Origin of the sequence: Streptomyces sp. SJL17-4 (genome assembly GCF_036826855.1) — a bacterium.
GTDB lineage: Bacteria > Actinomycetota > Actinomycetes > Streptomycetales > Streptomycetaceae > Streptomyces.
In genome coordinates this window covers 1,500,345-1,515,675 of record NZ_CP104578.1, presented here as the reverse complement: position 1 = coordinate 1,515,675, position 15,331 = coordinate 1,500,345, and the positions used below count along the sequence as shown (strand labels likewise).

Sequence of the window (15,331 nt, the reverse complement as noted above, 5' to 3'; positions counted from 1 at the left end):
TGACCGAGCTCCCGCCGACCGGCTCCCGCGCACAGCCCGCGGGAGCCCCCGGACGACGGTGGGCGGGGCGGCGCCGTACCCCCCGCCCACCGTCACCACCCCTCACCACCCCTCACCCCCCACCCCTCACCACCCCTCACCCTCTTTCCGCTGGACGAGCAGGGAGGCCGACGCCATGACCCACGCACCCCGCACCGGAATCTGGCTCATAGGCGCGAGAGGCTCCGTCGCCACCACCACCATGGTCGGCTGCGCCGCTCTCGTCGCCGGACTCCACCCACCCACCGGCATGGCCACCGAAACCCCCGAACTCGCCGACGCGGGCCTGCCGCCACTCGCCTCCCTCGTCTTCGGCGGACACGACACCACCGACTGCCCGCTCCCCAAGCGCGCCGAACAACTCACCACCGCCGGAGTCCTCCCGTACGGCCTCACCCGGACGGTCACCCACGAGCTGGAGGCCGCCGACCGCGAGATCCGCCCCGGCGGCCCCGCCCCCGGCGACACCCGCACCGACGAACAACTCATCACCGCCTTCACCCATGACCTGACGGACTTCCGCCGACGCATTGGCCTGGACCACGTCGTAGTCGTCAATGTGGCATCCACGGAGCCGGCGTCGGGGGGCGCCGGGCTCCCACCCAGCACCCTGTACGCGGCCGCCGCACTGCGCGCCGGATGCCCGTACGTCAACTTCACCCCGTCCACCGGCCTGCGCCACCCCGCCCTCGCCGCCCCGCTCGCCACGAGCCGGCTGCCGTACGCGGGCCGCGACGGCAAGACCGGCCAGACCCTGCTCCGCGCCGTGCTGGCCCCGATGTTCCGCCAACGGGCCCTGACCGTCCGCGCGTGGTCCGGCAGCAACCTCCTCGGCGGCGGCGACGGAGCCGCCCTCGCCGACCCGGCGGCCGCGGCCGCCAAGAACGCCGGGAAGGAACGCGTCCTCACCGACACCCTCGGCCCCGGCGTCGAAGGCCAGGTCCACATCGACGACGTCCCCGCGATGGGGGAGTGGAAGACCGCCTGGGACCACATCGCCTTCGACGGCTTCCTCGGTACCCGCATGATCCTCCAGACCCTCTGGCAGGGCTGCGACTCGGCCCTCGCGGCCCCCCTCGTCCTCGACCTGGCGCGCCTCACAGCCCGCGCCCACGAGAAGGGACTCACGGGCCCCCTGGAAGACCTCGCCTTCTACTTCAAGGACCCGGAAGGCACCCCACCGGCCTCACTGGCGGACCAGTACGACCGCCTGCTGGCCTTCGGCCGCACCCTGGCGGACCGTCCGGATACAGGGGACTCGGGTACGGGCGACACGGGTGCGGAGGCCACGGATACGGGGGACACGGGGGACGCGGGGACGCGGCACGCGGGTACGAGGGACGCGGGGACGGCCCGATGACCCGGTCGCGTACCGGCCGGGCACGGGCCTGGGCGGAACTCCTCCGCGTATCTGCGCTGTTCTCGGTGCCCGGCGACGCCCTCGCGGGCGCGGCGGCGGCCGGGGTCCGGCCCGGCCGGGGCACGTTCTGCGCCATCGGCGCCTCGCTCTGCCTGTACGAGGCGGGGATGGCCCTCAACGACTGGGCCGACCGGGCCGTGGACGCAGCCGAACGCCCCCACCGCCCGCTCCCCTCCGGCCGCATCACCCCCGGCGCCGCCCTCGCGGCCTCGGCGGCACTGACGGCGGCGGGTCTGGCGCTGGCCTCCCGCGCGGGCCGCCCGTCCCTCGCGGTCGCCACCGCCCTCGCCACCACGGTCTGGGCCTACGACCTCGGCCTCAAACACACCCAGGCGGGCCCCGGCGCCATGGCCACGGCCCGCGCCCTCGACCTCCTCCTGGGCGCGACAGCATCGACGGGCTCGACGGCCTCGACGGGCTCGACGGCCTCGACGTGCGGGCGGGGCGGTGGACCCCACCGCCGCGCCGTCCACGCCCTCCCCTCCGCCGCCCTGCTCGGGGCACACACCTACGCGGTCACCGCGGTCTCCCGCCACGAGACCCAGGGCGGCTCCACCCGCACCCCGCTCGCCGCACTCGCCGTCACCCTGGCGGTGGCCGGGGCGGCATCGGGCGGGGCACCCGGCCCGCGGCCCGACACCACCCCCGTTTCCTCCCCCTCCGGGGCCCCCGCCCCCCGCCCCCACCCCACCCTCTCCTCCCGCCGGCCCCTCCCGTCCTCCTGGCGGCTTCCCTCCCGCCGGCCCCTCCCCTCCAGCGCTCCCCTCCCCTCGCGCCGGCCCTTCGCCTCCCGTGGTCTCGGCTCCCTCCTCGCCCTGGCCTATGCCCGTACCCCGGCCACCCTCCTCCTCCACGCCGCGCTCAACCCGTCCGCGGCGCTGACCGAGCGGGCCGTCGGCGGGGGAATCCGGGCCACCATCCCGCTGCAGGCCGCCCTCGCCGCCCGCGCCGGGGCGCCGGGCACCGCGCTCGCGCTGCTGGGTCTGGTCCCGGCCGCGCGCGCCCTCGCCCGGAAGGTGAGCCCCACATGAGCACCCACTCCGCAGCCCGCCCGCTGCTCGGCTACGGCACCAACGGCCTCACCGATCTACGGCTCGACGATGCCCTCGGGCTCCTCGCCGATCTCGGCTACGACGGCGTCGGGCTGACCCTCGACCACATGCACCTCGACCCCCTCGCCCCCGACCTGGCCGTCCGCACCGCCCGGGTCGCCCGGCGCCTCGGCGAGTTGGGGCTCGGTGTGACCGTCGAGACCGGTGCCCGTTACGTCCTCGATCCGCGCCGCAAGCACGGGCCCTCCCTGCTCGACCCGGACCCCGAGGACCGCGCCGCCCGGGCACGGCTCCTGCTGCGGGCCGTTCGGGTCGCGTCCGACCTCGGCGCCCACGCCGTGCACTGCTTCAGCGGCATCCTCCCGACCGGCACCCCACCGGACGAGGCCTGGAAGCGGCTCACCTCCTCGCTCACCCCTGTCCTGGAGGCCGCGGAGGCCGCCCGCGTCCCCCTGGCCTTCGAACCCGAACCCGGCCACCTCCTCGCCACCCTCGACGACTTCCACCACCTGCGCGGGCTCCTCGGCACCCCCGCGCCCGCCGTCCTCGGACTCACCCTCGACATCGGCCACTGCCAGTGCCTCGAACCCCTCCCTCCCGCCGACTGCCTCCGTGCCGCCGCCCCCTGGGTGCACCACATCCAGATCGAGGACATGCGCCGCGGTGTGCACGAGCACCTGCCCTTCGGTGACGGTGAGATCGACTTCCCTCCGGTCCTCGCCGCCCTCGCCGAACTGACCGCCGCCGGCTACCCCGGGCTGACCGTCGTCGAGCTGCCCCGCCACTCCCACGCCGGCCCCGAACTCGCCCGCACCTCCCTCTCCTTCCTGCGCCGGGAGACCCCGACATGCTGACCGTCACCGGCACCGTGACCCCCGCCGCCCGCGCCTGGCTGGACTCCGCGCTCGCCGAGGCCGAGGCCCGTACCCCCGCATGGGAGGAGCGGTTCGTCGCCGCCGGCCGGCACTGCGGGCGCGAGCACGCGGACGAGGCCCGCATCCTCCTTCTCCGGGCCGCCAATGCCGACCCCGACACCCTCACCCGCCTCTACCGGCAGGGCGCCGCAGCCGAGCGCCGCGCCGTCCTCCTGGCCCTCCCCGCCCTCGTCACCGGCCCCGAGGCCGTGCCCCTCGTCGAGGACGCCCTCCGCACCCACGACACCACCCTGATCGCCGCCGCCGTCGGCCCCTATGCCGCCACCCACCTCACCCCCCACGCCTGGCGGCACGCCCTCCTCAAATGTCTCTTCACCGACGTCCCCGTCACCGCCGTCGCCGGACTCGCCGCGCGTGCCGCCGGTGACCGCGAACTCGCCCGGATGCTTGCCGACCACGCCGCCGAACGCACCGCCGCCGGCCGCGACGTCCCCGCCGATCTGACTCGCGTCCTCGCCCTCACCGCCCCCACCGAGGAGTCCTGATGCGCATCTTCGACCCGCACATCCATATGACCTCGCGCACCACGGACGACTACCGGGCGATGTACGACGCCGGTGTCCGCGCCCTCGTCGAACCGTCCTTCTGGCTGGGCCAGCCGCGCACCTCGCCCGCCTCCTTCCTCGACTACTTCGACTCCCTCCTCGGCTGGGAGCCCTTCCGCGCCGCCCAGTACGGCATCGCCCACCACTGCGCCCTCGCCCTCAACCCGAAGGAGGCCAACGACCCCCGCTGCGTCCCCGTCCTCGACGACCTGCCCCGGTATCTCGCCAAGGACGGTGTCGTCGCCGTCGGCGAGATCGGCTACGACTCCCTGACACCCGCCGAGGACGCCGCGCTCGCCACCCAGCTCCAGCTCGCCGCCGACCACGGCCTGCCGGCCCTCGTCCACACCCCGCACCGCGACAAGCTCACCGGTCTGCGCCGCACCGTCGACGTCGTGCGCGAGTCCGCGCTCGCCCCGGACCGCGTCCTCCTCGACCACCTCAACGAGACCACCGTCAAGGAGGCCGCCGACAGCGGCGCCTGGCTCGGCTTCTCCGTCTATCCCGACACCAAGATGGACGAGGACCGGACGGTCGCGATCCTCAAGGAGTGCGGAACCGACCGGGTCCTGGTGAACTCGGCCGCCGACTGGGGCCGCAGCGACCCCCTCAAGACCCGCGCCGTCGCCCGGGCCATGCTCGGCGCCGGCTTCACGGACGACGACGTCGACCAGGTTCTCTGGCGCAACCCCGTCGCCTTCTACGGGCTCAGCGGACGACTCCACCTCGACGTCCCCGCCCCGCCGGACCTGCACGAGGGCAACTCCGTGCTCCGCGGCGGGGAATGAGGCGTCCCCATGCGCTTCCGGCACCCCGACGGCTCCACCGTCCACCTCGCCTACTGCACCAACGTGCACCCGGCCGAGACCCTCGACGGCGTCCTCGCCCAGCTCCGCGACCACTGCGAGCCGGTCCGCCGCCGACTCGGCCGTGACCGCCTCGGCATCGGCCTCTGGCTCGCCCGGGACGCCGCCCGTTCCCTGACCACCGACCCGGCCTCGCTCCGCGCCCTGCGCGCCGAACTCGACCGCCGCGGCCTCGAAGTGGTCACCCTGAACGGCTTCCCGTACGAGGGATTCGGCGCCGACGAGGTCAAGTACCGCGTCTACCGGCCCGACTGGACCCACCCCGATCGTCTCGCCCACACCACCGACCTCGCCCGGCTCCTCGCCGCGCTGCTCCCCGAGGACGTCACCGAAGGATCCATCTCCACCCTGCCCCTCGCCTGGCGCACCCCCTTCGACGCCGAGGCCGCCGCCACCGCCCGCACCGCCCTGACGACGCTCGCCGGACGGCTCGACGCCCTGGAGGAGCTCACCGGCCGGAGCATCCGGATCGGGATCGAACCGGAGCCCGGCTGCATCGTCGAGACGGTCGCCGACGCCGTCGCCGCCCTCACCGCCGCACCGAACCCGAACTCGAACCGGAACCCAAACCGGGTCCGGGACCGGGACCGGGACCCGAGCTTGAACCCGGGCCCCGCACCGAGCCCGGACCCGAGCCCCGCGCCGGACCCGAGCCCCGCGCCGAGCACGAGCCCCGCACCGAGCTCGAACCCCGCGCCGAACCCCCGCATCGGTGTCTGTCTCGACACCTGTCATCTCGCGACCTCCTTCGAGGACCCGCGCGCGGCCCTGGACTCGCTCGCCGCCGCAGGAATCCCCGTGCCCAAGGCGCAGCTCTCCGCCGCGCTCCACGCGGAGCACCCGCACCTCCCCGAGGTCAGGGCGGCGCTCGCCGCGTTCGCCGAGCCGCGCTTCCTCCACCAGACCCGCACCAGAACCGCCGCAGGCCTCCGCGGCACCGACGACCTCCCCGAGGCGCTCGCCAGCTCCGACCGCCACGCCACGACCGCGCACGGTCTCCCCGACGCGACCCCCTGGCGCGCCCACTTCCACGTCCCCCTGCACGCTCCCCCCGCCCCTCCGCTCAGCTCCACGCTCCCCGTCCTCCAGGACACCCTCGCTCTCCTCGTCGGCGGCCCGCACCCGCGCACCCACCACCTGGAGGTCGAGACGTACACCTGGCAGGCCCTTCCTCCCGAAAGCCGTCCCCGCACCCGGGCCCGGCTCGCCGACGGCATCGCCGCCGAACTGACCCTGGCCCGCGACCTGCTGACCGACCTCGGCCTCAAGGAACTGCCATGAGCGACCCCGCACCCGCACCCGCACCCGCACCCGCGCCCGCAGCCACCCGCGCATCCGCCGCCACACCCGCACCCACGCCCCTCCTGGTTCTCGACGTCGTCGGTCTCACCCCGCGGCTCCTGCCGCACATGCCCCACCTGGCCGCCCTCGCCCGCAGCGGCTCCCAGGCCCCGCTCTCCACCGTCCTGCCCGCCGTCACCTGCACCGCGCAGACCACCTTCCTCACCGGCACCCTCCCCGCCGAGCACGGCATCGTCGGCAACGGCTGGTACTTCCGGGACCTCGGTGACGTCCTGCTGTGGCGCCAGCACAACGGCCTCGTCTCCGGCGACCGCCTCTGGGACGCCGCCCGCCGCACCCACCCCGGCTACACCGTCGCCAACATCTGCTGGTGGTACGCGATGGGCGCCGACACCGACATCACCGTCACCCCCCGCCCCGTCTACTACGCCGACGGACGCAAGGAACCGGACTGCTACACCCGGCCCCCGGCCCTGCACGACGAACTCACCGAGGAATTCGGCACCTTCCCCCTCTTCCACTTCTGGGGCCCCGGCGCCGACCTCGTCTCCAGCCGCTGGATCGTCGACGCCACCCGTCACATCCTGCGCACCCGCCGCCCCGACCTCGCCCTCTGTTACGTCCCGCACCTGGACTACGACCTCCAGCGCTACGGCCCCGACGACCCGCGGTCCTTCCGCGCCGCGGCCGCGCTCGACACCGTCCTCGCACCCCTCCTCGCGGAGGCGCGGGCCGAGGGCCGTACGGTCGTGGTCCTCTCCGAGTACGGCATCACCCGGGTCGAGCGCCCCGTCGACATCAACCGCGCCCTGCGGCGCGCCGGACTCCTGGAGGTGCACACCCAGGACGGCATGGAGTACCTGGACCCCATGACCTCCCGGGCGTTCGCCGTGGCCGATCACCAGATCGCCCACGTCTACGTCAAGCGCCCCACCGACCTGCCGGCCGTCCGGGAAGCCCTCGCCGACCTCCCCGGTCTGGAACGACTCCTCGACGACGACGGCAAGAAGGAGCACGGACTCGACCATCCGCGCTCGGGGGAACTGGTGGCCCTTGCCGAACCCGACGCCTGGTTCACGTACTACTACTGGCTCGACGACACCCGCGCCCCCGACTTCGCGCAGCTCGTCGAGATCCACCGCAAGCCCGGCTACGACCCCGCGGAACTCCTCATGGACCCGCTCGACCCCTATGCGCGGGTCAAGGCCGCCAGGGAGATCGCCCGCAAGAAGCTCGGTATGCGGTACCGGCTCGCGGTCGTCCCTCTCGACCCCTCACCTCTGCGCGGCAGCCACGGCCGCCTCCCCGCGAGCGACGACAGTGCCAACGGGCCGCTCATCCTGTGCTCCACCCCCCACGCCCTGAACGGCCGCGTCGCGGCCACCGATGTGAAGAACCTGCTGCTCAGCCTGGCCGGGATCACCGAGACCCCGACCTGAACCCGCGCAGTCGACCCCATCCCGGTTCCGCCGGCTGAATCCAGTGAAGCAGGCCTCTCCGACAGCCAAGGAGTTATCCACAGATGAGTTTCACTCGCCGTACCGAAGCCGCCAACGACCCCGAGCTCGTCCACAGGCTCAGCCGACGGAACATGCTGGGAGTCGCCGCCGGCGCGACCGCCGCCGCGCTCCTCGGGGCGGCGGCCCCCGCCGCCGCGGCGGCCGACACCACCGCGTCGCCCGGCCACGGTCCGGGCCACGGGCACGGCCGCCCCGTCCTGCCGCCCGGCCGCCTCGGCATCCAGCTCTACTCGCTGCGCGACAAGGTCGCGACGCTCGGCTTCGCCGCCGTCTTCGCCGAGCTGCAGAAGTACGGCTACGACGAGGTCGAGTACGCCGGCTACGGCCAGGGCGCCGCCGGCCCCATCAGCCTCGCCCAGCTCAAGCGCCTCACCCGCGACCACGGACTGCGCCCGATCGGCAGCCACGTCGGCTACTACGCGAGCGACCCCGGCGCGTACACCTTCGCCCAGAACCTCGACCGCGTCCTCGACGACGCGGCGGCCCTCGGTCTGCCCCACATCGGTACCGCCTCCGGGCCGTGGCGCTACGGCTCCACCGTCGACGGGTGGAAGCGGTGCGCCGAGGAGTTCAACCGGTTCGGCGCCGCGGCGAGGAAGCGCGGCATGAAGTTCTACCAGCACAACCACTCGGAGGAGTTCTCCTTCGCGAGCGACCGCCCCGACGTACGCCTCTACGACGTCCTCCTCGCCGAGACCGACCCCGACCTGGTGCACCTGGAGATGGACATCTTCTGGGCGTACGTCGGCCAGTACCGCTACTCGGTCCGCCCGGACGGCACCCCCGCCCCGTTCGACCCTCTCGACTACGTCCTCGACCAGCCCCACCGCTATCCGCTCTTCCATGTGAAGGACGGGGACCGGGACGACTCCGCCGTCCCCTACGGCTACCGGATGACGGACGTCGGTGACGGCGACATCGACTACCGGCGCTTCATCTCGGCGGTCAACCGCACCCGCCACGGCCGGAACGCCCACCACTGGCAGGCCGAGCACGACAACCCCGTCGACTCGCTGACCTTCGCCCGCAAGTCCAGCGCCCACCTCCACTCGCTGCGCGAGCGGGGCCACTGACTCACCCGGCGGCCTCGGCCCCCGCCGACCACGGGGTTCGAGGCCGCCGGGCGCCGCCCCGCCGCACTCTGTGTGAGCGGGCCGCGGCACTCCGTGCGTACCGTCGGGAGAATCCGGACTTGATCAAGGACTACAAGGCGGCTTCACCCCACTGACCACGGAAAACGCTGGTGAAAGCCACCTGGAACCCCTGGTAGAGTTACATCTGTCGCCGCGAGGGAAACCCCGCAGCGGCAGACACCTTGTCCGGGTGGCGGAATGGCAGACGCGCTAGCTTGAGGTGCTAGTGCCCTTTATCGGGCGTGGGGGTTCAAGTCCCCCCTCGGACACCAGCGGAAATGCCGGTCGATCTCGTATCGACCGGCATTTCTTGCGTGGGGCGCGGTGCCGCCCCATGCCCGGGGCGGCAAGGGGAAGGGCCGCCTATCCTGAGGGAGTGATCGAGAACATTCCCCCCTGTCCCCAGTGCTCCAGCGAGTACACCTACGAGATGAACAACCTGGTGGTGTGCCCCGAGTGCGGCCACGAGTGGGTGCCGGCCGCCGACGGCGCGAGCGGTGCCGACGGTACGGAGGCGGGCGGGGAGCGCGTGATCAAGGACGCCGTCGGCAACGTGCTGAACGACGGCGACACGGTGACCGTCGTCAAGGCCCTCAAGGTCAAGGGAAACCCCTCCGGGATCAAGGCGGGCACCAAGGTGCGCAACATCCGCCTGGTCGACGGCGTCGACGGACACGACATCGACTGCAGGATCGACGGCTTCGGCGCCATGCAGCTCAAGTCCAGCGTGGTCAAGAAGGCCTGACCACCGGGAGGCTCGCCGCCGGGGGGGGAGTACGCGTTGCGAGGGGGTGCGGTGAACGCGGGGGTGCGATTCGACCAGAGGGCGGTCGCCCTGGTCGAACTGCGGGGGACCAGGGCGGAGCGCGAACTGTTCGAGGCGGCGCTCGCCGACCGTGGATGGCCGCTTCTGGAGAGGCGGGGCCCGGCGGAGTCGGACGGTCCGGAGCGGCCGGTCTGGTACGTGATCGAGGCCCGCTTCCCCGGCAGCCCGTTCAACGCGGTCCGCGGAGCCAGGGAGCGCATCGAGGTCGTCGCCGACGAGCTGCTGCTCGATCTCCAGGTGGAGGTCGTCGACCGTGTCGTACGGGACCCCGTGGACCGGCCGCACTGGTTCGCGTACGAGCGGCCCGAGGTCCACGCGCGGACGGTCCCCGACCTGCCGCTGCGCGAGCGGTGGGCGGAGCGGGCGCGGCTGTGGCTCGCGGAGAACGTGGGGACGCGGGACACCGGACGGCTGATCACCGCCAGGTCGGCGGGGGCCGCTCGGCACCTCGCGACGCGACCGCTGCCCGGTGCACCGAGGCGGAGCGGGCGGGTGGCGGTCCGCCGGCCCATGGGGGCGAGCACCCGGCCGGGGGCGCCGGGGGGCGGCCGCAGGGAGTCGTCGGCGATGTTCGTCCGCCTGGCGGTCCTGCTGCTGATCGGGGCGTGGTCCGGGGCGCGCATCACGGACGGTCGCGCCCAGGGGGTCGGTTCGTGGTGGTGGGCGGCCGTGGTCGCGGCCGGCGTGGCGTGGGGGATCGCGTACGTGGCGCGCCGCGTCGCACCCGAGAGGTCCGGCCCGGCGGCGTTCTGGCTGGGCGTGGTGCTCGCCCTCGTGGCGCTCGGGCTGGGGGCGTTCGCGGCCCTGACGGCGCCGGACGCGGGGTACGGCTCGGTTGCCCTGTTCGGCGTTCTCGTCGCGGGAGTCGTGCTCAACGGGATCAGGCTGCTGGTGCGTCAGTGGAGCTGGCAGCGGGCCGCGCCGTGGCTGATTCCCGCCCTGTTGCCGCTGGCCTTCGGGTTCCTGCCGGGTCTTGGCCTGGGCCTGCACGTGATGTACCTGGACGCGTTCGGTGTCGACCTGGAGGACGTCGAGATACCCAAGGCGTTCCAGCTCCTCGCGCTGCTCAAGCTGACCGTGTGCATGAGTCTGTGGTTCCTCGCACCGAGCCTTCTCGGCTACATGAAGCACTTCCACTGGTACGTGAGGGACCGCTGGTTCGGCAACGCGGTGCTGCTCGTCGTGAGTGTCGCGCTGCTGGTCACCGGGCTGCTCGGGCTCGGTCTGCTGGCGGCGGGAGTCGCCGGTTCCCAGGCGGTGGCCGCCGCGTCCCAGGGGCGTACGCCCGCCGCGTACTACGGGGTCGAACCGGAGTGGGTGTGCGTGCGCCCGATCGGCAAGGTCGAGGACGTGCCGGTCGACGGAGGGGTGCTCGATCCCTCCCGGGCGTACGTCAGGATCGGTGACGCGGGTGGGACGGTCGTGCTGTGGGGCGCTGAGGAGGGGGAGGCGCTCAAGGTGCCCCTCGACCGTCTCCGTATCGCTCCCCTCGCCTCTTCCGAGGCCGGTCCGGCCTCGTCGGCGTGCGCGACGGGCACGAAGGGCACGAAGGGCACGAGGGGCAGTTCCTAGATCTTCCGGGCCACCACGAGACGGCAGTGGGGGCTGTCGTCCTCCCGGCGGCCGAGGGTCTCGACCGGGGTGAGCGAGACGGTGAAGCCGGCGTCCTCCAGGTGCGACCGGACGTCCGCAAGGCGGAAGGTGCGGTAGTACATGACGAACGGTGGGCGCCAGAGCGCGTTGCGCACGCGCATCGTGGCGTCGAAGCCCCACAGGATCCAGTAGAGGCGCGAGCCGACCGGGGGCGGGGCGGCGATGGGGAAGGCGAACGTGCCGCCGGGGCGGAGGGAGGCGTGGACCTGGGCGAACAGGGTGCGCTGCTCGTTCGGCAGGAAGTGGCCGAAGGCGCCGAAGCTGACCGCGAGGTCGAAGACCGGTGCGAAGGGCAGGGCCAGGGCGTCGGCGCGGACCAGACCGGCCGTCGGGTGGGCCTCGCGGGCCCGGGTCAGCATGCCCGTACTGAAGTCGACGCCGGTGATCGGGCCCGCGCACACCGCACGGAGGACGCCCAGTCCGGCGCCCGTGCCGCAGCACACGTCGAGCCCCGAGTCGAAGGGGCCGAGTTCTTCCAGGGTGCGGGTGACCGAGGTGAGGAGGCGGTCGGAGGTCCGGAACGGGGTGGCGTCGAACTTGTTCGCGAGCAGGTCGTAGCCGTGCTCGACGGAGGAGAGGGCCTGGGCGGTCAGCTCGCGGAGGCTGGGACCCTGCGGGGTGAACATGGGGTCGAGCCTATGCGCTCCGGGGCCCGGCGGGTCAGAGCGGGCGTGTTCCGAGGCCGGGACCGTGCGGTTCCGGCTCCTGCGGGTCAGCGCGCGCTGCTCACCGGCGGTCCTGCCCAGGACGGCGCGATGCCGGTCAGCTGGCAGACCAGCAGGTAGAGGGGGATGGGCGGCGTGTAGGGGGAGGTGCCGTCGGGGTGGTGGATGAGGCGTGGCCGCCGGTCCGGGATCTCGGCGCCACGCGCGTAGCAGGCGGGCAGGGGCCAGGTGACGTCCTGGTCGGAGCCGGCCGGGACCAGCCACCACCACCAGTCGGAGTCGGCGTAGACGCAGCCTTTGGCGGGGAGGCGGGAGAGGATCTTGAAGCCGAAGCGGGCGGGGACGCCGACGGCGTCGCAGCCGAGGCCGGTGTGCAGTCCGACGGGGACCTCGAGGCGGGTGGCGCTCAGATCGAGAGGGCGGGCGGAGCCGGTGGCGCTCAGATCGAGAGGGCGGGCCGGGCCGGTGGCGCCCAGGTCGCGCGGGTGGGCGGGGCCGACGGCGCCTCGGGTGCCGGGGCGGTGCTCGGAGGAGCGGCGGGGGTCCGGTACGCGTTCGCCGGTGAGGGACCTGCGGGTCCCGGGGAGCAGCGGGATCATGCGGGTGGCCATGGACCTCAGCATGTTTCCCCCATGCCGTGGGCCAGTTCGGCCCAGACGACCTGGGCGGTGCCGTGTCCGGTGCGTTCGGCGCCCCAGGCGGTGCACAGCGCGTCGACGATGAGGAGGCCGCGGCCGCGTTCGTCCTCGCCGCAGTCGCGTATCCGCGGTCCTGCCGGGCCGCCCTCGTCGCGCACGGCTATGCGGAGGGTGTCCTCGCCCTCACGGAGTTCGCATATGAACCGGTCGCTGGCGGTGTGCACCACGGCGTTGGTGACGAGCTCGGAGACGACCAGGGCCACCGTGTCGCGGATGTCGGGGCCGCAGCCCCAGAGGATGAGCCGTTCCTCCGCGAGCCGGCGGGCGCGGGCGACCGACGAGGTGAGGGCGGGGAGCTCGAAGGCGAAGCGGCGGACGCCATCGGTATCGGTCTGGGGCTGCGGGCGCGGGGCCATGACTCGGGGACTCATGAGACCTGAAGGCTGCGCGTTACCAGAAGCCACGACCGGTTCCTCACAACAGTGGGCAGGAGTGCCGTACGAAGCTGTCGCCGTGGCGCGAGGGCGCACGGCGGCAGCGTGTACTGGTTCACACCGGAACACTGTCCTCCTGAGTCGGACACTTGGCAAGTGGCACTCTGAAAATTCCAGAGTGCTGTGTTCTCTCTGGCCCGGCTTCGTGGCACACTCGTCGAAACAGTGCGTCGGGGAGGTCTGAGAGTGAGCGAGCCGCGGTCCGCCCCCACGGTGGGACAGGTCGTTCTCGGCAGGCGCCTGCAGGATCTGCGGGAGCGAGCCGGCCTGAAGAGGGAAGAGGCCGCGAAGATCCTCCGGGTGGCCCCGGCCACCGTCCGGCGGATGGAGACCGCCGAAGTCGCGCTGAAGATTCCGTACGTGCAGCTCCTGTTGAGGGAGTACGGGATCACGGACTCCGAGGCCGAGGGGTTCATCGCCCTCGCGGAGGAGGCCAATCTCCCCGGCTGGTGGCAGCGGTTCCACGACGTGCTGCCCGGCTGGTTCTCCATGTACGTGAGCCTGGAGGGGGCGGCCGGCCTCATCCGGGCGTACGAGCCCCAGTTCGTCCCCGGTCTGCTCCAGACCGAGGACTACGCCCGCGCCATTCTGCGCAGCGGGGCGGTCGGTGGCGGCAGCGATGCCGGCAAGGACGAGGACGCCGAGCGGCATGTAGCCCTGCGGATGGAGCGTCAGTCCCTGTTGACCAGGGAGAACGCCCCGAAGTTCTGGGTGATCATGGACGAGACGGTGTTCCGCCGACCGGTCGGCGCCGGGCCCGAAGTGATGCGCGACCAGCTCGACCGGCTGCTCGAAGCGTCGGAGCTGCCGAACGTCACCCTGCAGATCGCGGAGTTCGCGTCCGGTCACCACCCCGGCACCTACGGACCGTTCGTCCTCTTCCGCTTCGCCATGCCCGAACTGCCGGACATGGTCTACAGCGAGTACCTGACCGGCGCCGTCTATCTCGACGCGCGCCCCGAGGTGGCATCCCACCTGGAGGTCATGGACCGCATGGCGGCTCAGGCCGCGACTGCACAACGCACGAAGGAGATTCTCCGGAATCTCCGCAAGGAGCTGTGAATGGATCGCATATACAACGGCATGCCCGCCGCTGAGCTCGGTGCCGAGGGCTGGCACAAGCCGTGGAGCGGCGGGAACGGGGGCAACTGCGTGGAGGCCATGAAGCTGGCCGACGGCAGAGTCGCCGTGCGACAGTCCGCAGACCCTGAAGGACCAGCGCTCATCTACACCCACGGAGAGATCGCAGCCTTCATCCAGGGGGCCAAATCCGGTCAGGCTGACTTTCTGCTCACCTGACCCCTTCCGTCCCACCCCTACCGTCGCGTAACTCTTGTTGTAGTGCCACTCGTTCATCCCGACCAGGAGCGCCGATGACCCAGGACCCCGCATCCCCGCGGAGCGAGATACGGATCGACACCAGCACGCCGCATCCGGCGCGCATGTACGACTGGTTCCTGGGCGGCAAGGACAACTACCCGGTCGACGAGGCGATGGCACGCCAGCTGCTCACCGTCGACGCCCGCGGCCGGGACATGGCCCGCGTCAACCGGGCCTTCATGCACCGAGCCATCCGCTGGCTCAGCGCCCACGGTGTCCGCCAGTACCTGGACATCGGTACGGGCATCCCGACCGAGCCCAACCTGCACCAGATCGCGCAGGAGGCCGCGCCGGAGTCCCGCATCGTCTACTGCGACAACGACCCGATCGTGCTCGCGCACGCCGCCGCGCTGCTGCGCTCGACCCCGGAAGGGGCCACCGAGTACATCCAGGCGGACGCTCGCGATCCCGAGATCATCCTCGAAAGGGCCGGAAAGGTCCTTGATTTCGATCAGCCCATCGCGCTGTCGATGCTCGCCCTGCTGCACTTCGTGGGCGACGAGGACAACGCGTACGACCTGGTCCGCAAGCTCGTGGACCAGCTCGCGCCGGGCAGCTATCTGGTCCTCTCCCATGTCACCGGGGACTTCAACCCCGAGGGCGCGGCGGAGGCGGTCGCGATGTACAAGGCGCGCGGGCTGACGCTGCGGCCGCGGTCGCGGGACGAGCTGGCCGCGTTCTTCGACGGCCTCGAGTTCGTCGAGCCCGGAGTCTCGCTGACCGCCGAGTGGCACCCGGAGCTGGGCGAGCCGGTCCCGGTGCCGGGCGACGAGCCCATCCCGGGGTGGGCCGCGGTGGCCCGCAAGCCCTGACCCGCAGGCCCTGATCCGCAAGCCCTGACCCGCAGGCCCGGACAGGATCCG

The 15,331-nt window shown here is 72.8% G+C and carries 16 protein-coding genes and 1 tRNA gene; 14 read left to right on the top strand and 3 right to left on the bottom strand.

The window, feature by feature from the left end:
* The first annotated feature begins 175 nt into the window (after window positions 1–175).
* The 11 genes from N5875_RS06775 (at window position 176) to N5875_RS06725 (ending at window position 11,210) form a co-directional block, all read left to right on the top strand.
* Window positions 176–1,399, top strand: a complete 1,224-nt coding sequence (locus N5875_RS06775) for an inositol-3-phosphate synthase (protein WP_338492265.1) — start codon at window positions 176–178, stop codon at window positions 1,397–1,399.
* Window positions 1,396–2,490 (top strand): UbiA family prenyltransferase, encoded by a 1,095-nt coding sequence (locus N5875_RS06770; RefSeq protein ID WP_338492263.1) that lies wholly within the window; start codon window positions 1,396–1,398, stop codon window positions 2,488–2,490. The genes N5875_RS06775 and N5875_RS06770 overlap by 4 nt, the downstream gene beginning before the upstream one ends.
* Entirely contained in the window at window positions 2,487–3,365 is an 879-nt protein-coding gene (locus tag N5875_RS06765; protein ID WP_338492261.1) for a sugar phosphate isomerase/epimerase family protein, read from the top strand. Before N5875_RS06770 ends, N5875_RS06765 begins: the two co-directional genes overlap by 4 nt.
* On the top strand, window positions 3,359–3,931 hold the full coding sequence (locus tag N5875_RS06760; protein WP_318209746.1) for an EboA domain-containing protein: 573 nt from the start codon (window positions 3,359–3,361) through the stop codon (window positions 3,929–3,931). The genes N5875_RS06765 and N5875_RS06760 overlap by 7 nt, the downstream gene beginning before the upstream one ends.
* On the top strand, window positions 3,931–4,779 hold the full coding sequence (locus tag N5875_RS06755) for a TatD family hydrolase (protein ID WP_338492258.1): 849 nt from the start codon (window positions 3,931–3,933) through the stop codon (window positions 4,777–4,779). The genes N5875_RS06760 and N5875_RS06755 overlap by 1 nt, the downstream gene beginning before the upstream one ends.
* A gap of 9 nt (window positions 4,780–4,788) precedes the next feature.
* A complete protein-coding gene (eboE, locus tag N5875_RS06750; RefSeq protein WP_338492256.1) occupies window positions 4,789–6,138 on the top strand; it encodes a metabolite traffic protein EboE in 1,350 nt (449 codons plus the stop codon).
* Entirely contained in the window at window positions 6,135–7,598 is a 1,464-nt protein-coding gene (locus N5875_RS06745; RefSeq protein ID WP_338492254.1) for a nucleotide pyrophosphatase/phosphodiesterase family protein, read from the top strand. The genes eboE and N5875_RS06745 overlap by 4 nt, the downstream gene beginning before the upstream one ends.
* Window positions 7,599–7,681: 83 nt before the next feature.
* The gene (locus N5875_RS06740; RefSeq protein ID WP_338492252.1) at window positions 7,682–8,752 is read left to right on the top strand and encodes a sugar phosphate isomerase/epimerase; all 1,071 of its coding nucleotides are present in this window, start codon (window positions 7,682–7,684) and stop codon (window positions 8,750–8,752) included.
* A gap of 244 nt (window positions 8,753–8,996) precedes the next feature.
* Window positions 8,997–9,084, top strand: a tRNA-Leu gene (locus N5875_RS06735).
* A 104-nt stretch (window positions 9,085–9,188) separates the two neighbouring features.
* Window positions 9,189–9,557 carry a zinc ribbon domain-containing protein YjdM gene (locus tag N5875_RS06730; RefSeq protein WP_318209741.1) on the top strand — a complete coding sequence of 123 codons (369 nt, stop codon included), beginning with the start codon at window positions 9,189–9,191 and terminating at the stop codon, window positions 9,555–9,557.
* A 63-nt stretch (window positions 9,558–9,620) separates the two neighbouring features.
* Window positions 9,621–11,210: a hypothetical protein gene (locus tag N5875_RS06725; protein ID WP_338492250.1), complete on the top strand. Its 1,590-nt coding sequence runs from the start codon at window positions 9,621–9,623 to the stop codon at window positions 11,208–11,210.
* Here N5875_RS06725 and N5875_RS06720 read toward each other — a convergent pair.
* The 3 genes from N5875_RS06720 to N5875_RS06710 all read right to left on the bottom strand — a co-directional run bounded on the left by N5875_RS06720 (window position 11,207) and on the right by N5875_RS06710 (window position 13,025).
* Complete coding sequence (locus N5875_RS06720; protein ID WP_318209739.1) at window positions 11,207–11,917, bottom strand: methyltransferase domain-containing protein; 711 nt, start codon at window positions 11,915–11,917, stop codon at window positions 11,207–11,209. The two genes, N5875_RS06725 and N5875_RS06720, sit on opposite strands and share 4 nt — an antisense overlap.
* 86 nt (window positions 11,918–12,003) lie before the next feature.
* Window positions 12,004–12,366 (bottom strand): hypothetical protein, encoded by a 363-nt coding sequence (locus tag N5875_RS06715; RefSeq protein WP_338499101.1) that lies wholly within the window; start codon window positions 12,364–12,366, stop codon window positions 12,004–12,006.
* Window positions 12,367–12,572: 206 nt separating this feature from the next.
* Entirely contained in the window at window positions 12,573–13,025 is a 453-nt protein-coding gene (locus N5875_RS06710) for an ATP-binding protein (protein WP_318209737.1), read from the bottom strand.
* Window positions 13,026–13,274: 249 nt separating this feature from the next.
* On the opposite strand from N5875_RS06710, the gene N5875_RS06705 reads away from it, so the two are divergent.
* From N5875_RS06705 to N5875_RS06695, 3 genes are all read left to right on the top strand, one after another.
* Window positions 13,275–14,150 carry a helix-turn-helix transcriptional regulator gene (locus tag N5875_RS06705; protein ID WP_318209736.1) on the top strand — a complete coding sequence of 292 codons (876 nt, stop codon included), beginning with the start codon at window positions 13,275–13,277 and terminating at the stop codon, window positions 14,148–14,150.
* Window positions 14,151–14,387 carry a DUF397 domain-containing protein gene (locus N5875_RS06700; RefSeq protein WP_015037566.1) on the top strand — a complete coding sequence of 79 codons (237 nt, stop codon included), beginning with the start codon at window positions 14,151–14,153 and terminating at the stop codon, window positions 14,385–14,387.
* Window positions 14,388–14,461: 74 nt separating this feature from the next.
* A complete protein-coding gene (locus N5875_RS06695) occupies window positions 14,462–15,280 on the top strand; it encodes an SAM-dependent methyltransferase (RefSeq protein WP_318209735.1) in 819 nt (272 codons plus the stop codon).
* Window positions 15,281–15,331 lie beyond the last annotated feature (51 nt).